This window comes from Pedobacter aquatilis, from assembly GCF_030409415.1.
Classification (GTDB): domain Bacteria; phylum Bacteroidota; class Bacteroidia; order Sphingobacteriales; family Sphingobacteriaceae; genus Pedobacter; species Pedobacter aquatilis.
This window is the reverse complement of the sequence record NZ_JAUFPW010000033.1, coordinates 129493-152864: the sequence shown is the minus strand read 5'-3', so window position 1 is coordinate 152864 and position 23372 is coordinate 129493. Positions and strand designations below refer to the sequence as shown.

General features: G+C 40.5%; 22 protein-coding genes. All 22 read right to left on the bottom strand.

Annotation, left to right across the window (positions count from 1 at the left end):
• Positions 1-185 precede the first annotated feature (185 nt).
• Positions 186-1019 (bottom strand): hypothetical protein, encoded by an 834-nt coding sequence (locus tag QWY86_RS15635; RefSeq protein ID WP_290243353.1) that lies wholly within the window; start codon positions 1017-1019, stop codon positions 186-188.
• Positions 1016-1984 carry a hypothetical protein gene (locus QWY86_RS15630; protein WP_290243351.1) on the bottom strand — a complete coding sequence of 323 codons (969 nt, stop codon included), beginning with the start codon at positions 1982-1984 and terminating at the stop codon, positions 1016-1018. Before QWY86_RS15630 ends, QWY86_RS15635 begins: the two co-directional genes overlap by 4 nt.
• Before the next feature lie 7 nt (positions 1985-1991).
• Positions 1992-3191, bottom strand: a complete 1200-nt coding sequence (locus tag QWY86_RS15625; protein WP_290243349.1) for a hypothetical protein — start codon at positions 3189-3191, stop codon at positions 1992-1994.
• Complete coding sequence (locus tag QWY86_RS15620) at positions 3191-4129, bottom strand: hypothetical protein (RefSeq protein WP_290243348.1); 939 nt, start codon at positions 4127-4129, stop codon at positions 3191-3193. Before QWY86_RS15620 ends, QWY86_RS15625 begins: the two co-directional genes overlap by 1 nt.
• Before the next feature lies 1 nt (position 4130).
• A complete protein-coding gene (locus QWY86_RS15615) occupies positions 4131-4802 on the bottom strand; it encodes a hypothetical protein (RefSeq protein ID WP_290243346.1) in 672 nt (223 codons plus the stop codon).
• Complete coding sequence (locus QWY86_RS15610) at positions 4799-5785, bottom strand: hypothetical protein (protein WP_290243344.1); 987 nt, start codon at positions 5783-5785, stop codon at positions 4799-4801. Before QWY86_RS15610 ends, QWY86_RS15615 begins: the two co-directional genes overlap by 4 nt.
• An 82-nt stretch (positions 5786-5867) precedes the next feature.
• Positions 5868-6836, bottom strand: coding sequence for a hypothetical protein (locus tag QWY86_RS15605; protein ID WP_290243342.1), 969 nt, complete (start codon positions 6834-6836; stop codon positions 5868-5870).
• A gap of 233 nt (positions 6837-7069) precedes the next feature.
• Positions 7070-8035 (bottom strand): hypothetical protein, encoded by a 966-nt coding sequence (locus QWY86_RS15600; RefSeq protein ID WP_290243340.1) that lies wholly within the window; start codon positions 8033-8035, stop codon positions 7070-7072.
• A 39-nt stretch (positions 8036-8074) separates the two neighbouring features.
• A complete protein-coding gene (locus QWY86_RS15595; protein WP_290243338.1) occupies positions 8075-8938 on the bottom strand; it encodes a hypothetical protein in 864 nt (287 codons plus the stop codon).
• 96 nt (positions 8939-9034) lie between these two features.
• On the bottom strand, positions 9035-10027 hold the full coding sequence (locus QWY86_RS15590; RefSeq protein ID WP_290243337.1) for a hypothetical protein: 993 nt from the start codon (positions 10025-10027) through the stop codon (positions 9035-9037).
• A 19-nt stretch (positions 10028-10046) separates the two neighbouring features.
• Positions 10047-11084, bottom strand: a complete 1038-nt coding sequence (locus tag QWY86_RS15585) for a hypothetical protein (protein WP_290243335.1) — start codon at positions 11082-11084, stop codon at positions 10047-10049.
• Complete coding sequence (locus tag QWY86_RS15580; RefSeq protein WP_290243333.1) at positions 11077-12030, bottom strand: hypothetical protein; 954 nt, start codon at positions 12028-12030, stop codon at positions 11077-11079. The genes QWY86_RS15585 and QWY86_RS15580 overlap by 8 nt, the downstream gene beginning before the upstream one ends.
• Positions 12031-12138: 108 nt before the next feature.
• Entirely contained in the window at positions 12139-13263 is a 1125-nt protein-coding gene (locus QWY86_RS15575) for a hypothetical protein (RefSeq protein WP_290243332.1), read from the bottom strand.
• Between the two features lie 2 nt (positions 13264-13265).
• Positions 13266-14237, bottom strand: coding sequence for a hypothetical protein (locus tag QWY86_RS15570; protein ID WP_290243331.1), 972 nt, complete (start codon positions 14235-14237; stop codon positions 13266-13268).
• 188 nt (positions 14238-14425) lie between these two features.
• Positions 14426-14950: a hypothetical protein gene (locus tag QWY86_RS15565; protein ID WP_290243330.1), complete on the bottom strand. Its 525-nt coding sequence runs from the start codon at positions 14948-14950 to the stop codon at positions 14426-14428.
• A gap of 2 nt (positions 14951-14952) precedes the next feature.
• Positions 14953-16140 (bottom strand): hypothetical protein, encoded by a 1188-nt coding sequence (locus tag QWY86_RS15560; protein ID WP_290243328.1) that lies wholly within the window; start codon positions 16138-16140, stop codon positions 14953-14955.
• Between the two features lie 4 nt (positions 16141-16144).
• Positions 16145-18100 (bottom strand): type II secretion system protein GspD, encoded by a 1956-nt coding sequence (locus QWY86_RS15555; protein WP_290243326.1) that lies wholly within the window; start codon positions 18098-18100, stop codon positions 16145-16147.
• Positions 18100-19521: a GspE/PulE family protein gene (locus tag QWY86_RS15550; protein WP_290243324.1), complete on the bottom strand. Its 1422-nt coding sequence runs from the start codon at positions 19519-19521 to the stop codon at positions 18100-18102. Before QWY86_RS15550 ends, QWY86_RS15555 begins: the two co-directional genes overlap by 1 nt.
• Positions 19522-19527: 6 nt before the next feature.
• On the bottom strand, positions 19528-20031 hold the full coding sequence (locus tag QWY86_RS15545) for a hypothetical protein (RefSeq protein WP_290243322.1): 504 nt from the start codon (positions 20029-20031) through the stop codon (positions 19528-19530).
• Complete coding sequence (locus QWY86_RS15540; RefSeq protein ID WP_290243320.1) at positions 20032-20448, bottom strand: type IV pilin protein; 417 nt, start codon at positions 20446-20448, stop codon at positions 20032-20034.
• A 195-nt stretch (positions 20449-20643) separates the two neighbouring features.
• Entirely contained in the window at positions 20644-21705 is a 1062-nt protein-coding gene (locus QWY86_RS15535; RefSeq protein WP_290243319.1) for a hypothetical protein, read from the bottom strand.
• Positions 21706-22451: 746 nt separating this feature from the next.
• Positions 22452-22928 carry a hypothetical protein gene (locus QWY86_RS15530; RefSeq protein WP_290243318.1) on the bottom strand — a complete coding sequence of 159 codons (477 nt, stop codon included), beginning with the start codon at positions 22926-22928 and terminating at the stop codon, positions 22452-22454.
• Positions 22929-23372: the final 444 nt, after the last annotated feature.

Genomic DNA, 23372 nt, shown 5'->3' with positions numbered 1-23372 from the left:
TTTTGAATAATTTAAATTCAGAAGATTATAGCATATGCAAAAATCTATTTGACGATCGATCGCTCTCGAAACATGAACGCTCGTTTTTGCATGACGAAAAAAATGCAGCCTCTACCAAAAAGAGTTTTAAGTATTTTTGATTGAGCGAATTTGATTGGCAAAACAATGGAGACATGCTTAAACAATTAATCTTTTTTAAGCTTTATTTGTTGAACTTCCTTTTCCAGGTTCAGCATTTTTTTATTCATGTCAATCATTAGCAAGCTCATTTCCTCAATCTTTTTTAGCAATTGCTTATTCATCTCACCCAGTGCTATCCCATTTTTTTCCACTTCATTAGCAGATGGAATTTCAGGCAAATGTTTATTTACCTTGATATAACTTTCCAATGCTTCCAGCGTTCCTACCTTATAACCCTCCTCAAACACATAATCCGGCCAGTTCGAAGTTTCCACTTTAACCTCATGCGCCCGGATTTTTCCATTTACAGATAACTTTTCCTTCGGCGTGCTGGTCCCGATACCAATATCTCCGTTATTGATAATAAGCCAGTCATTCATAAAACTAAGTTCAGGCCTGCCAGAAAAGGATGGCGAAAGCTTCAATACGGCCTCTTCCGAATCACCGGAATTAGTACCAACAATATCTAAATCTATTGCCGAACCACGGTCGATGGTTTTGAACTTCCACCGATAAGAATTCTCATAATTCGCCGAAAGGATAAAGTTTGTAGTACTGGGAGAATTTCCAAAAATGTGCATTTTAGCGTCTGATATGTTGCCGGTATTGACGCCAATCCCAACAGCATGAAGGGTGCCATTAGTCCGTAGGCTATTGCCTTGCGACATTAATCGAATAGAATAATCTTCCAGACCATTATCTGTATCATGAAAATCAATATATTTTCCTATTTCAGTTACGCCATCTCCGGCGATGAATGCCGTTCTATTCCAATTTTGAGCGTTGATATTCGAAAGTAAAGTCAACATAAGCACGGTCAATATTATAAATCTTCTCATTTCTTGCTATTTATTTCCAATATTAGTTCTTCGAGCTTCTTAATCCGCTCTTCCTGGGCGGCACGCTTATCTAGTTCTGATTTAAGGACTATTCCCTGGCTGTTAATTGCTTTTTCCTTCTCAATTAGATGGAGCGTGAGCTCTTCAATTTTTTTTAGCAACAACTCATTCATCTCTCCTAAACCTACCCCGCTTTCCGCTACAACTCTGGCAGACGGCATTCCTGGAAGATGTTTGTGTCGCAGAATAAAATTTTCAATATCGGTAAGAGATTCCTTTTTGTAACTTTCATCAAACACATAGTCTGGCCAATCAGATGCATCCACTTTTATTTCGTGTGCACGTATCTTACCATTAACAGAGAGTTTTTCTTTGGGGCTTGTGGTACCAATACCGACATTGCCATTAATATATAACCTATCAGGACTGTGAAAAACAGGAGGCTCATATCCGAGGCCCATTCCGTAAGGACCTACCTGAAGTACTTTACCTTCCTCGGTACTCGCGATATCGATGAAACGGAAGTCTGTTGCATACTGGGGTACGCCCCAAGAACCTTGGTAAAAAATTTTAAGGGCTATCTGGGAATCAGTGCTGATTTTTCTAAAAATATCCAGGCTCGCAGCTGGAGTGGTCATGCCAATCCCAACTTTTCCATCTGCTTCAGTAAGAATCCTTGACCAATTTCTAGCCGGATTATCATTCGTTTTCCTGAAGTATAGATTTTGATCAAAAAAACTTCCAGAGAATTGCATAGCATAATTGTTGTCAAGATTTGAATGCCTTACATCCAAAAGATGCCAATAAGAGTTTGCACCACTTGGATAATTAACCGGATTCCAGGTTTCGAAGAATCCTGATATTGCGCCCTCCCTACCTTTCAACCCGGCATTATCTCTCAGAGAGGTCTGACTCTTGGCCCCAAAGGCGCAGAACATGAAGAATAACCAATACGTTCTTTTCATAATATTCTTAATTGATTTTAATTCTACCCTGGATTCCTTTCATTATAATTTGAATCTTCTTCTCCATTTCAGACATCCTTAAATCACCAGACTTTATCTGTTTATCTTTTTCTATCAGGTGCAGGGTAAGTTCTTCAATCTTCTTAAGCAGAAGTTTATTCATCTCCCCTAATGCAATACCATTTTCCTCTGCCTCCTTTGCAGACGGTATATCAGGAAGGTGTTTATTCTGGCGAATGAACTTTTCAATATCACTCAGTGAATCTTTTCTGTAATCTTCATTAAATACATAATCCGGCCAATTGCTGGTTTCAACTTTAACCTCATGTACCCTCATCTTACCATTTACAGAAAGTTTTTCGAGAGGCGTTGTAGTTCCAATACCCACATTTCCAGTGTCTGAAATCGTCAGCCTTGGCCCATAGCTATTACCATCTAAACTGTAGTTCCAAAACTGTAGCCCGTTGCCGTATGTTCCTGTCATATTATAAAAGGCCCATCTGTAAGCTGTGTTTCCCATAGTCTTGGTCGAATTTTCTAGGATTAAACCTGCTCCTTCCGCTGAGTGAACACTGGAGAAAATATTACCACTTACTGAAAGTTTTTCAGTTGGCGTCGCTGTCCCAACGCCCACATTTCCAGTGTCTGAAATGGTAAACTTTGAACCATAACTTCCATCTTGTCCATAGTTCCAAAACTGCAGCCCATTTCCATATGCCCCTGTCATATTGTACAAAGCCCACCTGTAAGCTGTATTTAAAGCAGTCTTTGTAGAGTTTTCCAGAATTAATGCACCACCTTCTGCGGAATGAACACTTGAAAATATATTGCCATGAACACTCAGCTTTTGTTCCGGGGTAGTTGTCCCGACACCTATATTACCGTTAGTTCCAATGGTCATACGCGAAATATGCCCAGTCATCAGCGAAAAAGGGTGATCGGTAAAAGTTCCGGTTATCGCCCCCCCAGGTGCACCATAATATCCATTATTATGGACCCACTGTCCGCTAATGATACTGTTTGTGCTCAGTAAGGTTTTTGCATTATCAGCGCCATTAACCTGAAATACAGTTCGCCAACCTTCGCTATTTTCCACTTCTGAGGCGCCCAAAACTGCGTGACTGGTTGTCGGCAGAACATAAGTCTGTGCGCCAGCACAAAGTGCAGTTAATAATAGGCCCGCTAACAATATTCGTTTGATAATCACTATTTCTTAAGTTTAATGTTTGTAATTGCCTGCTTCAGGCTTATCATATCTTTTTCCAGCACAGATATGCGCTGTTTGGACGACTGTATTTCAGTCTCTGCTTTTCGGATGATTTTGTCCTTATCGATTAAATGCAGGGTAAGTTCTTCTATTTTCATAAGCAAACTCTTATTGAGTGCGCCCAATTCCACTCCATTTTTTTCCACTTCCTTGGCTGATGGAATATCAGGAAGATGCTTATATTTTAACACATAACTTTCCAATTCCGAAAGGGAAGCCTGCTTATAATCATCTTCAAAGACATAATCCGGCCAGTTGCTCGCTTCGACTTTAATTTCCTTTGCACGGATCTTACCGTTTACAGAGAGTTTTTCACTCAGGTTACCCGTTCCTATGCCTACATTCCCTTGAATAACTATATTGTCCTCTAATGGAACCTGTGTTATCTGCGAGGTTCCTGTGGGCATTTCTCCTTGCTGGTAGGTCCAGTTAAGATAATAACTTCTTAGATCTGCCCGGTCTGTAGCCGAAAAAGTATAATTAGACCAATACATACCATCATTTGCTATTTCTATGCGTATATAATTGGTTCCATTTTTAGCATAGGTACCCAGCCTTATTCTGGATGGCTTATGATAGCCTAAATCACTGTGAAACTGCGACCAATAAAATTGGCCGGCATAGTGATACCAGGATAAGGTTAGTTTTAAAGACTTGTTTGACGAAGCATACATGTAACCCGTAATTTGTATCTCTGGTGCTGGGGTATCGGTGGCAGGAATGTTCGTATTCACATAAAAATATAAAGGAGCATTGTCCAGCGACGGAATTTTAAGCACGCTTAAGTAGCTGCCATTATCACTCACCACCTGTGCCTGGGCAATCCTGCTTAGAGATAACAGACCCATAAAAACCAATAGAAAAAAAAGTTTTTTCATTTTATTTTTGTTTATTTTGTTCTAATACCTCTAATCTTGATAAGACTGAGGAAAGCACTTTGTCTTTTTCAATCAGATGAAGGGTAACCTCTTCGATTTGCTTTTGCTGCGATTTAATAATTTCGCCCAGCTGCACCCCATCCTTTTCAAGAATAGCTGCTGAGGGCATGCCGGGGAGGTGACCATTTTCTTTAATAAATGCCGAAACTTCGGAAAGTGATGGTAGCCTGTAGTCTCTTGAAAACACATAATCAGGCCAGTTCGATGTTTCCACTTTAACTTCTTTGGCGCGTATAGCACCATTTACAGCTAAGTGTTCAGCACCTATGGATTCTGTTCCTATACCAACCTTGCCATCTGCACCAACGATGAAATAGGGATGAAAAATCCCATCAGCCCAATATTCTGTTCCAATAACGAACCTGTCATCTCCACTACCGAAGTCATCGCCGATATTTACCCTCAAATCACTCAGGTTCATGGCCCTGTTAAAACGATATATACAGAGCAGGTCTGTATTAGACTGCAGCCCTCCAAAATAAATTGTCTTCCCCCGTCCGGCAATTTGCCCGCCATCCAGGCCGATGGATAAATTGCCGTCTATTTCCTGATTCTGCGCCGAGGCGGCAAAAGCGGTAAGTATCCCTAACACGCTAAGCAAAATTATTTTCATTTTCTTCCTCTTTTAGATTTATGTTCAAATTGGTATAGCTTCTCAGCAAGGGTTTTATTTTCCTTTTTAATTTCAATAAGGTGAAGGGTGATTTCTTCTATTTTTTTGAGCAGTAGCTTATTCAGCTGACCAAGCTCCACGCCCTCTTTTTCGATATTAATGGCATCCGGCATCTCGGGCAAGTGATGGTGAAGTTTAATATAATCCTCGATTGCCTGAAGTGGCATAGGGTTATAGCCTTCTTTGAATACATAATCAGGCCAGTTGCTTGCTTCAACCTTAACTTCCTGTGTTCGGATTTTTCCGTTCACCGCCAAATCATAATCTCCGGGGTTCATCGTCTTGATACCTACCTTGCCGGCAAAGTAACCTTGTTCTACAGCGATGCCTTGAATTCCGAGCAAACTCGCTATCGAAGGCTCATTTCCGTTCACCGCCTCTACTCTGGGCGCATAGAAATATTGCCTGTCATTTATGTTTGGATCATAAAAAAGATATGCACGTTGCTGACCGACTGCATCGTTAGGACCAAACTTAAAATCGATTAAGGACTGAACCTTCTGACCGGTCTGGCCATCATAAACTCCTCCGTAATGCACAGTTGATGCATCTCCGCTACCGTGGATATATCCAACAACCAAATACCATTTATCCAGCGCAGGCAGTTTGCCCACAAAAAAATAAGGATTATTATCTGGCGTATTATCTAACTGAAGTACAGCCTGACAACCTAAATAGCTGTTTCCTGAGTTCGAATTCGTCTTTTTTAACCATACGCTAAAACGATACATCAGCTGGTTATTTATGGGAAAGGTATTCGTATTCCAGCCCCCATCATCATGGGCATCACCGACAGGCGATGCCTTCCAGAGGATGCCCCTTTTACCATTTGGTCCATCTCCCCACTCCCTGGTGTTTTCAGGAGTAGAACCGTTTTGGTTAAACATGCCCGTACTACCATTGCCCGGTACCCAGCCTTGCATATCCAGCAAGTTCTGTGATTTAGAAATTTCAGAGCAAAACAACAGCAAAAGCGAGAAAATGATGGTTCCAGCGTTTTTCATACTAAGGTTTTGGAATGTTTATATTTTTAGTTAGTTCTTTGATTTGCCTTTCAAGCTCAGGCAATTTCAAAATGGCGTGATGGAGTGCCTGAACTTGTTCATCCTTTTCAATCAGATGAAGGGTTAATTCCTCTATCTTCTTCAATAGGAGTTTATTCATTTCACCCAGTTCCAGCCCATTCTGCCTGATGTCCGAGGCCGATGGTATTTCCGGTAAGTGTTTGTTTTTAATGATAAAGGTCTTTATCCTCTGTAGCGGGGTTATTTTGTATTCGGGGTCGAACACGTAATCAGGCCAGTTATCAGCTTCTACCCTTACTTCCTGCGTCCTGATTTTTCCGTTAACAACAAGCTTGAATCCTTTTGTATCCCTTGTTCCCAGTCCGAGATCGCCATTCATATAATTAAGACCATTACCTTCAGCATAAATACTTGCTGTACTGCTTTTACCAAAATTATTTAAATATGGATCTACAGCAGTCTTGAATGAATGTACAGGTCCGTTTACCTCCTGAAAAGGCAAAGCATGTTGATTGCCATCATAAACCACTGGTGACTGCTGGCTGTTGGAAAAATAGTGGTAAGTCGTTGCACCCCTTAACCAGATAATGAAATCAAATGTAGCATTGGACCCGGTTGCATCCCGGTAGCCGGCAACAAACGGAACATCCTGAACGCTATACTTGTTATACCGCTGAATAACATCAGCATCAACAAAACTAGCGGCATTTCCCCAACGGGTTGCGTGAAAACGGAATCTTGCCATCAGGCTGCCCCTCCAGTTTTCATCCATATGCACATCCGAGCGACCTATTTCAATTTCAGTTGCACGGTTGTTAATCCAGTTTGCATCCTGAAACACTACCGGATAAAACTTATCCACATCGCCATGAACCAGAAAAGTTGAGCCGCTTTGGCCAAATCCGTTTAGGCTATAAGTCAATAAAAAAAATAAAACCAATCTTTTCATCACATTATAAATTAAAGTGCAGGAAGATTGCTCATGAGTAATGCGAAGAGATCTGTTTTCCTACAGGATTAAATTATACTTAGAGAAGGAAACGAAAAAATCTATTTGACAAACGAATGGTATAGACAGATAACCAGTGGTTTTTGCGTGACGAAAAATAAAGCTTAACTGATTTTCAGCGATAGATACCTTGAAATATAATCCTTCAACTTATACATCTCAAATTAAAAATCTCATAGTTTAGCCTTTTTCAATGCCCGCTCTATTGCATGAATCCTTCTGTTTTGATTCTGGTTCAGTTCCTGTTCTCGAAGCAGCTGCCGGTCCTTTTCAATAAGATGAAGCGTGAGCTCTTCTATCTTTTTAAGCAGCAATTTATTCATTTCACCAAGATCAACACCGTTGATTGCGACCTCCTCTGCTGAAGGGATTTCGGGTAAATGTTTATTCGCTTTAATGTAGCGATGTAACTCTTCCAAGCTTTTTGGTTTATAATCCAATTGAAACACATAATCAGGCCAATTTTGAAGCTCTACTTTAATCTCATGCGCACGAATTTTTCCATTAACAGAAAGCTTTTCCATGGGTGATTCAGTGCCTATACCAACATTACCTTTAATGGAAAACGTAGCCACATCATGGTACTCAGAAACATTAGGAATGAAATCTGCAATCTCGCTGAGCACGTCTTGATTAACAGGCTGCCCGCTAACCTCGTAAGCCACACTCAGCATCGATTGTGCTGAGGAACTTAACCAACCCGTGAATTTTAAGCCATGGTCAAACAGCGAGTGATCATAGGGTACTTCTAATGCCAAGTACTTCTTTCCCTGAAATCGGCAGGTCTTCAATTTCCAGGAACCTGCGGAATTATAAGCGGAGATAACATTACCATAAATGCCATTATAGGCAGAGGATGTATTTATTTGAGCGATGTTTAACCGGTTCCAACTTGCAGTACTACCGCGAAGAGCGGTGATGGTTCCAATGGCGAAGTTTCCAGTGATGATAGATCCATCAAAACATTCATGTAGTAAGAGCAGATTTCTGGTGTAATCGCTCCAGTGATTATTGTAACTGGATACATTAACATTTTTGTAATCTCCCGGTGCAAGATTTGTCACCTGAGCATTTAAGAAGTTGATCCAAAATGAAAAAAGGATAAAGAATAAAATGCGTAATTTTATTTTAGTTAGCATAATGGTGGGTTTTAGTGTATTTATACAGGAGACTTAAAATTATTTCCGCTCAACTTCCGCAATTCGCTCTTCAAGTTTTTTGATGGTTTTAGCTTTTTCAATAAGGTGTAAGAATAACTCCTCCTGATTTTTCAGTAAACGTTTGATCATCTCACCTAACGCTACCCCATACTTTTCTGCTTCCTTTGCAAGTGGCATTTCAGGTAAATGCTTATGAATGGTAATATACCGCTCTAGTTCTTCTAGTGTCAGTTTTTTATAGTCCGGCTCAAAAACATAATCCGGCCAGTTGCTTGTTTCAACCTTAACTTCCCTTGCACGTATATTTCCATTGACTGCCAGCTTTTCACTTGGGTTAGATATTCCAATGCCTACATTGCCATTGGCATTGCCTCTGGTCTGAAAAGAAAAACCATTATTACCATCAATAAATAACTGCGCGTAATTACTTTGATCTCCATTTTTGGAAGATTGTATCCGAATTTGATTTTGACCGATATTGGGACTTACTTGCTCGAAGAATGCACCGAGGTGATCCTGGCCACTATACATAAAATCTGTATCTTCACCCCAGCGGATATTGCCCTTTACAGATAGTTTTTCCTGTGGATTAGCGAATCCGATTCCCACATTGCCACCACTTGTTTGATTCAAAATCAACGGAGCAGCATCAATTCGCAATGATTTATAAACGTTATCTCCGAATACATCTATATAACTAGTATTAGTGAGCAAGTCTGCATTTATAAAAATCCTTCCTGACCCAACATCATTTCCACCTCCAATTCTGATTTGCCCCGCTTGATTTGAGGTATTCACCTGGAGCGAGGAAAAAGTATTTGATTGTGAAAAGACAAGGGTGCAATAAATAGATAGCAAAAAACTAACGAGTATTTTTTTCATGATGAGGAGATTTAAAATAAGATGTTTAGATATGGGGCAATTATTAATGCCTTGAATGTTATGAAATCATTACACAAAAAAGTTTTGCTAATACACTCACTTGTTGCGCTTTACCAGCGACTCCAGTTGCTCAATTCTTTTATTTTGCTTGATTACATGCAAAGTCAGCTCTTCATGGCTTTTTAATAACCGCTTAATAAAGTCACCAATCTCTACACCTGATTTTTCTATAACCTTGGCAGCCGGTATATCTGGCAAATGTTTATTGGTTTTGACGAACCTTTCAAGTTCCTTCAGATTAGAAACCTGGTAGTTGTCTTCAAAAACATAATCGGGCCAATTATTGGCTTCTATTTTAACTTCCCTTGCACGTACATTGCCATTGACAGAAAGTTTTTCCTGTGGGTTGGAGGTTCCAATCCCCATATTTCCGTCCTTATTAATTCTTACGCGCTCGATATTTTTATCTGTGTTAAATGAAATTTCCCCGCCATCGGCTGATTGTCCCCTGAAAAAATTTATAGAACTATTCACAATCCCGTAAAAACCATGTTCCAAAGCAAAACTTTTGGAACCCATACTCAGACTTGTTGTATAGCCGCGGACACCTAAAAAGGTGCCTTCCCCTTGATGATTACCTTCATTTAACCTGCCTAGTATAGCGCCTAGTTTATATCCGTCCAGAGGGGTCGCTACATCAAAGAGACCACGTGGATTTGTTGTGCCGATACCAACATCCCCATTGCCTTTTATTCGAAGTTTTTCGGTCTGTCCTGTCTGATAAGAATTTTGGGTAAAAAACTGTAAGGCATATGTATTATTCCCTGCATTTTCAGTAAAAGTTCGAAGAGAGGTTCCAAAATTTTGGTAGGGACTGAATTTTAAGGAATGGTCAATCATGACCGCCGATTCATTCGTGATATTATCTAAATTTTTTACCAATATATTACCCCCCCTGACGTCGAGCGCATTCAAAGGCTCCGAAGTACCAATACCCACATTGCCTGTGGATTCGATTTTATTTTGACCAAAGCTTTCTGAGCCGAAGGCCATAGCTATACCTAAGAAATAAATTAATTTACGCTTCATATTGACTTTCTTATTTTAATTATTTAATGGCCTTTGAGGAGTCAGAAGTCTTCAGCTGCAATTTCAATTCCTGAATTTGCTTATACTGTTCAATTAGCCGCAGGGTCATTTCTTCCTGGTTTTTAAGCAATAGCTTAACCATCTCACCAAGTTCAACACCTGATGCTGCTGACTCTTTAGCCGTAGGCATACCTGGCAAATGCTTATAAGTCTTAATGTATTGTTCTAACATTGTCAGTTCCAAAATCTTATAATCCTCTCCAAAAACATAATCCGGCCAGTTGCTTGCTTCTACCTTCACCTCTTTAGCCCTTATGTTACCATTAACCGAAAGCTTTTCCTGAGGCAGCGCAATCCCTAAACCCATATTTCCATTTGCAATAATCGTGGCAAACAGATTCAAATTCCGCCCATTTCCGCCCAGATTGACATTAGAAGATTGTGATGCGTCCTGAGTACCATAAAAGTTAAAACCTCCAAATGTAAATTCGAGGTAAGAGCTGCGATCATTGAGCGGGCGAGAGAATATACCGGTAGAGGAGCTGAAATCAATATTATACCCTACGCCACCATAATTTCCACCGCTATAACCAATTTTCACAGCTCTACTATTGCCAGCATTAAACCCTGACCACTTTATTTCCCCATTTACATCCAGTTCAGCGGCAGGATTTGTATTATTTACTCCTATCTTTCCATCATGATTAATCGTCAGACGGGCATCACCCAGACCGGCGGATGCAGGTGTATAATCAGTATTATTCAAAAAATGTATTTTTCCCCTTGCTGCTTCATCTGTCCTTTGAAAAATAAGTGCAGCTTTCCTGTAAGAGGTATTTTGTGGTTCAAGATAACCGAAATGTATTCCGCTAAACTGGCCCAATCCGATTTCGCCCCCTAGGCTTACTACCTCGTTTACTGGCGTAAATACCTCAAACTTTTTCAAAGGCTGGGCGATACCGACACCTACATTACCTGAAGATGGGAAATGATTAACTTGCGCAAGTAGGCTCTTCCCAAAGAGAAAAAAAACAACAGTAAAACTATATTTATTCATGCTTAGATTTATTTTTGTTTTTTTTAATGGATTTCTCAACAATGTCCATCCTTTTTATCAAAGTTGAGATTAGTTTGTCTTTTTCAATTAGGTGTATGGTTAGCTCTTCCACTTTTTGGAGTAAAATCTTATTCATTTCACCTATAGCCAGGCCATCCTTACCGATAGTTCTAGCGGGAGGAATATCCGGCAGATGTTTGTTAATCTTTATAAACTTATCAAGCTCGGTTAATTTCAATAACTTGTAGTCCTGTTCAAATACAAAATCAGGCCAGTTATTTACTTCAATTTTAATTTCCTGAGCACGGATTTTCCCATTAACCGAAAGTTTTTCAGTGGGGTTAGTTGTGCCAATGCCTACATTTCCATATTGGTTCCAGATGCCAGAACCTGGAAGATTCACTTTCCCAGCAAATGTATTTTCATAACCAACTTCAATCATGTGCGAACCGGAATTGGGTTCATCGGCCGTTGTCCAACCCTGGAACCAAGTAGCATTTTCACCCATACCTTCCGCAAAAGCACTTACAGTGAATCTTTGATAATATATTTTACTATCGATATAAATGATGACTTTCCCGTTTTCATGAGAAAGATAAATCCCCGGCGTAAGCCCACCTGCTGAAGATGCTTTTACTGCATAAAAATGATAGTTCACCGGATTAAAGAAGTCAACTGGATTCGAGTAAATATAATACACCAGTTTAACATCAAACACCTGAGCAGCACCATAGCTGTATCCTGACAACTGAATGGTCGGCATCTGGTTTCCTGGAATGAACGGAATATTCGTTTTAATCTTCACTCCATGCACAGGGGTTCCGTTTAAAGCATAGTTTAAGATATTAGGATAGTTCTGCGCCACCGCAGAAACAGACCAGAACATTAAAAACAACATTCCAGCTACTATTAATAATTTGCTTTTTGTCAACATTTTAATAATCATAAATTAGAGTTTGGAAAAAGTACTTGAAGATTGTATAGCCTATGGCACTTGTCCAAGAAAACGAACGCACGGGTCTAACTTTTCTCATGCACAAATGAAAATGATCAGTTATAGATCAGATTTTCTTATTTTTCTGGTCGTTATCATTGATCTCAATTCTTGAATTTGTTTATTTTGCTCTATGACATGTAGCGTAAGTTCCTCAATTTTTTTCTGCTGGAGCTTGATCATGTCTCCAACAGCCAAACCATCACGTTCAATGCTTTCCGCAGAAGGCATATCCGGCAAATGTTTATTTACTTTGATATAGCTTTCCAACTTTTCCAACGCTTCAATCCTATAATTTTCATCAAACACATAATCCGGCCAATTACTTACTTCAACCTTTACTTCATGCGCTCTCATTTTACCATTGACAGAAAGTCTCTCTGCTGGAGTTGTAGTGCCAATTCCAACATTTCCGCCATTTGGTTGTAAAGCCAGGTTAGTCCATTTGTGCGCATACCAACCCGCTTTAATGTATCCAAAACCTGCCCCATTCACATCGTAGCCTAAAACCAGTCTCTTCGCATTATCTGAATGACCGGAGATTCCAAATTGGGCTATATCAATGTCATTGTTCATTGTAAGATCCTGAGAAACATTTAACTTATAGAGGGGATTTTGGGTGCCAGTACCGATATTTCCATTCGTTAAAATACTTAGATGTTCATCGCCGTAATGAGAAATTGCAAATTTTGACCCTAATGACTCCGGGTATTTGACGAGTGACCATTGTCCAGGACCAGTTCCCGAACCACCAGATACCGCACCGAGTGCAATGCAAGAATATCCGGCAAGTGAATTTGGCAAACGAAGATTTTCATTGTAATTGTTTCCGGCACTATTGCCTATGATAGCCATAGCATCTATGTTTACCTGCTGATTTTCCATAAGCAATACTTTGCTCCAAGGCGTGGAGGGGTTATTCAGCGTCTTGCGAAAATATAAGTTCTGATCGAAAAAGCTACCGGCGAACTGCATTGCATAATTATTACTGGTGTTGGTGTGTCTTATATCCAATAAATGCCACCAGCCATTTGCCCCGAACGGATAGTTGACCGGATTAGAGGTTTCAAAAAAACCAGAGGTGGCTCCTGAATTACCCTGGAGCCCCGCATTCTCCCGAGTTTGGGTTTGTGCAAAACAGAGCACCGGCAACAATGCTATTAAGAGTAAAAGTCTACTTTTCATCGCTATTTATTAAGTTTTTGTTCGATTTGCAAAAGTCTTTTAGTAATAATCTTCACTTCTGATTCAAGCTCAGCAGTTTTCTTTTCGGATTTATTAAGCGCCTTATCTTTTTCTATTAAATACAGCGTGAGCTCCTCAATTTTTTTTTGCTGAAGCTTAATCATCACCCCAACCGTTAAACCCTCACGCTCAATATGCTCTGCGGAAGGCATTTCGGGTAGATGTTTATTTACTTTGATATAACTTTCCAACTTTTCCAGTGTTTCGATTTTGTGCCCCTCATCAAACACATAATCCGGCCAATTACTTACCTCAACCTTTACCTCATGTGCACGTATTTTCCCATTAACAGAAAGTTTCTCAGCTGGAGTTGTAGTGCCAATTCCGACATTCCCGCTATCCATAATGGTAAACCTGCTACTACAAAGTCCATTTATATCACCACATCCTGCAAGATCATATGCGCAAAACTGAAGACTGTTCCCATAGTTTCCAGTCATGTTATAAATTGTCCATCGATTTGCCTGAGCCTGTCCGGTTTTAAGAGAATTAACTAATGAGATTGAGCCACCCTCGTTTGAGGATGCTTTCGAATATAGGTCTCCATTCACGATTAGATTACCACTTCCATCGCTAACCATAATCTGCTTCCAGCTTTCCCATCCGCTAGCGTCATAACCAGACCTCCAATATATTTTTCCATGATTTGAAAAAGCCAGCTCATGTCCTTTACCCCCGGTGTCATCAATCCACCCCCTGAAACCCAAAACCCCATAATATGGATTATCTCCCCATGGTAAACCAATGGCGCTAGATACCTTAAAATGCCCCTCGAACCGCTGATTATACGAATTCGGAAATGTCGAAATCGCCCGGGTATCTGACATAGGAATAAAATTCTGACTAAAGGAAATTTCTGTCAAAAACGGTAGGCTGACCGCTAATACAAACAGGATTTTAATTATTTTTCTCATGATAACTGAATTGAATCTGCCGATTTTGATTGAAGCGTTGAGCGTATCAACCAATACCTATTTCAGTTGTAAAGTATCAGGATAAAAGAATTAAATAAAATCTACTTGACAAACGGTGGGTATGAACCAATGAACGCTTGTTTTTACGTGACGAAAAAAACAGCAATTGCAACAAACCGAACGGACCGCTATTTAACAACAGACAGACGGAGTTTAAGGCGCAATTGATCAGAAGGTTCATCTGCGAGCGGGGATCTCGAAAGCTCGATAGCTGAAAGCCTGCCAATACCCGGGCTCGCATTTGTAGAATCCAATACTTTTACAAGCTGCGCATAGTTGCCTTTAAACACAAAATCATAAGCATTTACCTGTTGCACCGTATCTGCTACAACTTCCAAGGCTGGCTCTAAACTGATCTCTGCGGCATGATGAACGGCAATTCCAGAAAGCACCTGCCAGATGTGACCTTCAACATCAGCCTGCTTAACTTTATAGCTTTTAACTACACCTAAATAAAATTCATGTTTTCTCAAAACAAATGGGCTAGCGGAATCCTGTTGCCTCCCTTTACTTTCCTTTCCCGACAGTTCCCTGTTGAGCAGCATAGCCGAAATGGCATTTTTAAAAGAGAATGCCCAAGCCATATACGCCATAAAAGCCATCAGTAGATAAAGTGCCGCCCGCTTCCGCTTAAAATCAAGTTTTGCCCACATCTTTAATAGCCTATTTTTAAATTAAACCTATAGTTACCCGATTCGGGATCCGCACTGTAGCCCTGTAATTTAACAAGCTTCACCCATTTCCTTTCTTTTAATAAAAAAATCCAGTTATTTACAGCAGTCAGGTTTCCGCTGAGCCCAGACAAGAGTATAACCGGTCTTTCATCCGTAGGCTCTTTTGAAAGCGGATTCATCGAGATCTTAAGTAAACTCAATTGTCTTGGACAGGTACTGCTGATTTCCTTCAATACAAAACCAGGTGGATAACCTCCATTCCAACTGACCTTTTTTAACAGGGCTTCTTGCTCGGCAATATCTTGCTTGAATAAATCCAGCTGATTTTCAGAAGCCGCCAGCGTTCCCGCCACGCCCGAGAGCCTGGAATTCTCACTGTTATAATGACTAAAGACCAAAAAACTCGTTATTAAGCTTAAAAACAATATACCCATAAATACTAATGCCCTTTTCTTTAAAATTGAGTCCTGCAGGAAATTTTCAAAAGCAACCTTAACTTCCGGCACCTCTGCCCATAGCATATTCATTTGTTTATAAAGCAGCAGCTGAAATGCAGCAGCATATGCAATTAAGTACTTATCAGCCAGTTCCTGCCCTGCAATGTTTTGAATTTGCTCGGACTGGATTATTGAACGGTGGTTATACTCCAGCAGTTGCATGCCGCCGTCCAGCTTAAACTGATGCCCCTGAAAAGAAAGATACATACCATCCAGTTCAAGTAAGCTCCAGATGCAGGAAGTCACCGATGCACCAAAGGTCAGCGCTAACACCTTTATCCCCGATTGTCTAAATGTTTGCAGGATAATATCGGTAGCGGTTCTACGCATGATGCTTAAAACGCTGTGTTTACCAGAGCTAAATTGCTGTACATAAAAGTCGGTGGCCAGCACTCCCGGAAATACTGAAGAAAATACTTCTGCCACGTCCCGGTCCCCGTTGTCGGTTAGATGCTTAAAAAGGATACCTTTACCTGTCAGGTTCAGAGCAATCGGATAATTCCTTGGGATTTTCTCCAACACCTGAACCAGCGTGCCTTCCATAATGCTTTTGGATTGAATTCCCAGGATACTTCCCTTTTTAGAAAGCAGACATGCATGACAGCGGTAAAGGTTATCGCCAAGCAAAATCAGTTCCAGGCCCATAACAGTATTTAATGGTTGTTCCAGCATCAGTTTAATACATAATTATAGGTTTGATGAAAACCAGCGTCACCACCTTATTATTTGATTTTTCCCTGCTACTGAATAACCACTTCAACACCGGTATACGGGACAGCAGCGGAATGCCAGAGCCACTCTCGGTACTTTCTGTTCGTTCAAGTCCGCCAAGTACGATCATATCCTCATTTTTGGCACGTATTATCGAATTAAATTTACTGGTCGATTTCGGTGGCGGTGCATTTAAAGGCGGGGTACCTATAAAATCTGAAATATTAACCCCAATATTCAGCGTAACCTGATCATCGCCGGAAACCACCGGTCTAATATTGATTTCAAGATTCGCATTTACCTCGGTAAAGGTCTGGGTTACCACAGTCTGGGCATTCAGAGAAGGCACAATATTCTGGGTACTCTGGCTATAGTATCTTGAACTTCCGATGCTCAGATTTGCCGCATGCCCATTCAAGGTCGAAAGCTTAGGCACCGAACGGATTTCAACATTACTGTTATTCTCCAGTGCACTGAGTTTAACATAAAAATTTGGTGTTACCCTGCCCAGATTTATCGAATTATTATTACCCAGTCTGGAAAGAAAGCTATTAATAGAATTGGCCCCAAAAGTATAATCAAGACCAGGCAAAACCGTACCACCGGTTTTTACGCTATCTGAAACACCCGCGGTAATGCCGGTTTTTACGGCTTTACCCTTTCTGATATCCACGAGGGTCACTTCAATAAGCACCATCGGCACTACCTTGTCAATTTGTTTGATGTAGTTTTCAATTTCATTTATCTGCGGGGCAGAGCCGGAAAGCAGGATGGTATTCTGCTCCCTGAATTCTTTTATCTCCACTCCCTTTTTCCACTCATTTGGAATCATCATTTGTATCGTGTCCAGCGAACGGTGTTGCAGTTGTATAATCCGGTTGGAACGAAGCCCTTCCAGTTTCCGGTCCCCTATCAGATAAACCCCGCCATCGCGTTTGTAGGTGTATTCGGTTCCCTGTAATAATGCGGTCAGAAAATTATCGTAACTAATACCATTCAGGTGGGTGGTCACATTGCCTTTAATATCTGAATAGATGAAATAATTGATATTGGCTTCCACCGAGGCCGATTTAACCAAATCCAGTATTGGCGAATTCAGCGCATAAATGGAAATGAGCTTATTGCCCTGCGCATCTTTTTTGGCTGAAAGGTGGAATGCACCTGTGCCAGCCCCCGACCCAGACGCGTTTGCAGGTTTATTCACGCGTTTAACGGCGGTTTCCTTATCCCCACTGATGTAAAGTTCCTCCCCTTCTCCAAGAGGTTGAAAGAGATAAATGTTATCATTGGTCTTGACAAATTTAAGTTCATTGGCATAGGCCATTTTTTCGAGCGCTGTTTCAAAGGGTGCCGCGGCAATAAATCCAGTTACTTTTTTTGAAGAGAGGTTGATTGGAACCACAACATTTTTCATAGACAGCCGGCTAATTTTCCTGGCAACCTCACTAAGCGAGTCATTATTTAGTTCAAAACTTAAGTTATCATTGCCCGCATTATATTTCACACTGATATCCCTCGCTAAAACAGCAACCTTGGGCGAGGCAGCCTTGGATACAGACATTATAGAGCCGATAATATTGATGTCAAGATCATATTCCCTGACCATGAAAAGCAGGATATTCATTGCCGTTTCACTCCTGAAATTGTTACTCATTTTAAAATTAAGGGCCGGATCTACATTAATATTCAGGTTATTAGCCTGGGCCAGTGCCCGCAAAAACTCCTGCACGGTAGCGCCCGACATAGCCATCTGGACCTTTTGGTTCAGTCCCGGTACCATTACCGAAACGCTCCTCAGCCGTTCTTCCACCTGTCTAAGTCTTTCTGTAGTTCCATCCTGGGCAAAAGCAGGGTTCGCCGAACCAAGTAGCAGACTGAAAAACATTACGAAAATTAAATTATATATCACTTTGCTATTCATCAGATGGTTAATAAAAGTGGAAAAATTTCTTCTAGCGAGGTTTTACCCTCGGCGAAGAGTGTAAAGGCGTTACCTGAAAGGGTATTGATGTTTCGCTCGGCGAGCAGGCCATCAACAGCCATATTGCCCTGCTTGATTTGCAGGGCCAAATCTGCATCCATTGGAATCACCTCATATACCGCTTTTCGTCCCTTGTATCCGGTATAATAGCAAGCTGGGCAACCCAAGGGCTTATACTGGGTCGTTAGTTCAAATGGAGGCAAAAATTGTCTTGGGTAAGCTGAAGGTTCGAAAGCCGACTGCTGTTTGCAATCCGGGCAGAGCAGCCGCACCAAGCGCTGCGCAATGGTCGTATTCAGGGTGTTGGCGACCAGAAATGCGGGAATACCCATATCAATCAATCTTGAAACAGTTCCCCAGGCCGAATTTGTGTGAATGGTCGATAGTACAAGATGACCGGTTAATGCGGCCCGGATGGCCATATTTGCGGTTTCCGGATCCCTGATTTCTCCAACCATAATCACATCTGGGTCCTGACGAAGGAAAGTGCGTAATGCGGAGGCAAATCCAAGGCCTATACTCTCTTTCAACTGTACCTGGTTGATGCCATCCAGCGTATATTCAATGGGATCTTCGATGGTCAGGATATTTCTGGTTGACTTATTCAACAATTTCAGGGTTGCATACAGCGTTGTCGTTTTCCCCGAGCCGGTAGGACCGCTGATGAGTATAATGCCATTGGGCCGCTGCACGCCCTGCATGTAGTTGAACATATCGGCCTCGGATAAGCCAAGGGTATTCAAATCAATGTCGGTACTGCTGTTGCTAAGTAAACGTAGCACTACTTTTTCTCCGTGCAGGGTAGGTAAAACCGACACCCTAATATCAAAAGCAGGTCGTGAGGCAGAGCGGAACTGAATCCTGCCATCCTGAGGCAGGCGTTTTTCTGCGATATCCAGATTGGCCATGATTTTGATTTTATTCACCAGCGCCGGATAATCGTCTTTCTCCACCCGGTAACGTTCAATCATCATCCCATCAATCCGGACACGTACCCGGCCGTTTTGTTCGAAGCGTTCAATATGTACATCACTGCTTTTCAAACGCCTGGCTTCTTCAATAAGGGTACTCAGGAAATCCTCACCCGCAGAAATAGAAGAAATCCCCTCATCCTGCTTTCCGCTAGCTGAACCTTCCAGATAGTGTATGGATAGCAACCTGCTGATTTCCGATTCCGGCAACCGCTCCAGGCTGACCGTTTTATCCAGTATGACTTCCAGCTCCTGCTCAAGCTGGTCAGACAAGGCTTCTTCTCCGCAGTAAAGCTTGAGAGTATTTCCTTTAGTCGAAAAGGGAATCACTCTGTACTGAATGGCAAGTTCAGAAGGAAGCAGGTGGAGTATGTCGGATGAAAATTCCATATATAATTATATCCCCAGACTTAAAAGCCAGGCTTGAACAGGAAAAAAGAAACCGGTGATTAACAAGCAGATCAGGCAAAGTGCCTGGTAACCGGCCAGAGGAATCTTGAGATTAACCTCAGGGGAAGCCAGGCGGATTATTCCACTGATAAGTACCACGAATAGCAGACTGAGCACATAGAAAAACAAATAATGAGTCAAGGAGAAATAAACGCTCACCGCCAACAGAAAACATAAGTCACCAAGGCCGAAGTAACCATCGAAGATATTCAGCCATCTGCGGTTTTTAACTGCAAAATAAAGGCTTAGCAAAAAAACCTGCAAAAGCACAAAAGCACAGTTATAAAGCATTCTTTCTGCTGCTAAGGGGAAGCCTACTTCCAGCAGGCTAATCGTCCACAAACCTGAAAAAAGCAGTAAAAACAACCACCAATACACGGCCCTGAACTTAAAGTCCTGCCAGGCGATCGCCACTAAAACTGATACCACAAATCCCCCTATCCAAAACATCTAATCCGGTGTTATTTCTTCTAAATTCTTATCCTGGTCAATTTGCCAGACATTAAACACCCCATCCCCATCAAAATCAGCTATTGCCGTCGCCTTTGCGGTAAATGTATTATTGGTCGCTCCAGTAACCTCTATTTTGTAATTGGCCTTTCCATCTTTACCATCAGAAGAAAGTTTCTCCTGAATGAAACCAAGTTCAGCCAAATCATTTGTGTATTTGGAATGCTCATAAAAATACCCTTGCTCAAGTTTGGCTAAATGCTCCAGCTGCAATTTGGCTTCCGTGGTTTTAGCTTTTGTAATGAGCGGCATCAGGTTAGGCAGGGCGAGCAGAACCAGAATCCCGATAATTACCAGTACGATTAGAATTTCCGTAAGCGTATAGGCATCAAGTTTTTTATTCAGGTGTTTCTTCATAGATAGATCATTGCAGTTGAGCGAGCGAACGATGTCCCTCTACTGTTCACCCTTAAAGCTTGAAAATTATCCTAAAAAGCAGAAATCTATTTGACCAACGATCGTTTTTGCTTGACGATCGTTGCTTCTGGAATGACGAACAAAAAACCGTAAATCTACTGTAAGTCGAGTTTAACACTTAAAGGAATAAAGGACTTATCTGTTCTTTTCCAATATCTGAACCCGCTTAAGTAGATCAGCCATGAATTCCTGCAGTTTCGCCTGTTCTGATTTTGAGTTAACGTGGGCTGCTTTTACTTCGATTAATTCTTTGTCTTTTTCAATCAGGTGCAAGGTTAGTTCCTCTACTTTCTCCAATAAAAGCTTGTTCATAGCCCCTAGCTCAATACCCTCCTTTTCCACTTTGGAAGCAGTTGGCATACCAGGCAGATGCTTATTTGTTTTGATATAGTGCTCAAGTTCTGCAAGTGAGCTCTTGCGGTATTTGTCATCAAATACGTAATCCGGCCAGTTCTGTAAATCTACTTTTACCTCCCTTGCATGAATTAAACCATTTACAGCGAGCTTTGCATCAGGAAAATTTGTCCCGATGCCTACATTGCCACCGATCGCATTCCTAGTTGATGCTAATATCAAGTCACCATTAGATTTAAAGCTTAATGGCGCAGCGTATGCACCATTATTCATTACGGAATAGAATTCAAGACTGGATTGCCCTGTTGGATTGCCGGAAAAATAGCCATCTTTTCTATGGCTTACAATCCAAGAATGCACACGCTGTGGAGAATCATACAGCCTATCCTTAACCGAAAACACCATATCAGCATAAGCGCTTTCATTACCGTTACTGGACATTGTTAGACCAAGCCGGTCATTATTCGCCGACAGTTCGAGTAGGCTTGAAGGATTGATTGTTCCAATACCTATGTTTCCATTAGTTTGAGCAGTGAACCTGGGCGTGGCACTTGTTATAATACTAAACGGATGGTTAGTTAATGTACCGGCCATACTTCCGGCTGGCGCTCCATAGTAACCCTGAAAATGTGACCAGAACCCCCCTGAAACATTCGACGAGCGCACCGATAACTTGGCATGTGTATTGCCATATACATCCAGTACCTTATCCCAGCCATCAATATTCTCAGGCGTCAAAGTACCCACCCCAACATTACCAGTTGAAGGAAAGACGTTAGTTTGCGCCTGAAGGCCAGCAAAGTAGCAAAGGCTTAAGGATAATAAAATTATTTTTCTTCTCATGGTGTATTTATTTAGGTTTTAGCAAATACTTACAACTATCTACACTAAAATTCTGATACTTCATCAAGGCGTAACACGTTCAGATTGCTTATCGTAGATTAGATTCACTTTAATTGATTGTCTTTAAGAAATCAAAGAGAAACAAAGGGAGAATTTTGAACTTTTTCATATCATGCATCTCTATATTAAAATTATATTTTTCAAAAACACAACTTCTCTTGGCACATAGCGCTCAGATACCAAGAAATCCGAAAAAAAAATAATAAAATTAATTTTTGATCCCTGGTTTATTGGAGATTAGGATTCAAGCTAATGTTTTGAAAATCCGATAAGAAATGTTTTTGACGATCTGCCGTTCTTGCTTGACAAACAAGCATTTTTGCATGACGAAAAATATTTTATTTGAAAAAAACAATACTGATGTTATTGATGGTCCGTATACTCTAAGTTTCAACGATAAAATTTTAATTTTGAAACGATAAGATATAAGTTCGGCAAAGGCAAATTCCATTCTACAGAACTAAATTTATCTTGCTTAGTTCGAAGTTTTTTTAATTAGCGTTGGCATGTAGGATACAGACTGAAGCCATTACTCTTGTTGCTTTTCAGCAATGCAAAATCATTGTAATTAAGTTTAATAAAAACCTGACAGATTAACAACTGTCAGATTATGGATTAAAAATCTTATCTATAATCAGTTCGAGATGCGCTGAAAAGCTAACATCCCGAACAGCGCGTCAGATATCTTATCTGCAATTAAAGTCAAATTTATAGGGAATATTTTTTGCAACTAACTCAATTATAATTTGATAAGAATCAGTCCCTCTCCCATATGTGTCAATAAATAGCTTATCCGCGACAAAGAGCTGTGTATGATTTCCATCATAGTTTTCGCCACTTATATACTTCCCCTCAATTTTAATGTTTTCCACCTGTTTCTTTAACTGCACGATATCGTTTTTAGCTTTTAACTGGAATGAAAAACTGTCAATTTTTTTTGTAACAAAAAATGTTTGTTCGTTAAAGTTATTGACTTCCGCTCGAACGATGCTTCCTTTGCCCTTTGTATCCAATTTAATTAAATAGGAACATAGTCCATTTGACCTCGAAATGATTTTAACATAATCGGGTAAGGGTTTTTTCTCCGTAGTATTTATACAACCCAAAGAGAGCATCAAATAGCTAAACAACAATAAATATTTAGCAATTTTAGTTCTTACCATATCCATTCCTTTGCTTTTGATAGTCTGTCCATCCTCGGCCATAAGAGATCCGCCTTCCAATTCCGTTTTCTTGACGTAATTCATTTTAAATTGCTGATGTTTATTATTACTTTAGTAAAAAAATACTTATCATCTTAGAAATTGTCAACCTCACCTTTTTGGACAACGCCAGAATCATCATTATTATACTTTATCCGATATCAGCATAACTTGTCCCGCGTAAGGATTTCCACATCTGCAATATCCTCCTTTTTTATTTTTTGTTTCGAGTCTCCTTTATTCCTTTCGCAAGAAATTAAAAAGCAAACCAGTATGCTAAAAAACAATAAAATAAAAAGATTATCTTTCTTTAAATCTTGATATTTCAATTGCGTACTGAACTCGTTGTTCTTGATTCTTTTATTAAAAAAAATAAAAAATTTTAATATAATAAAAAAGTCCAAC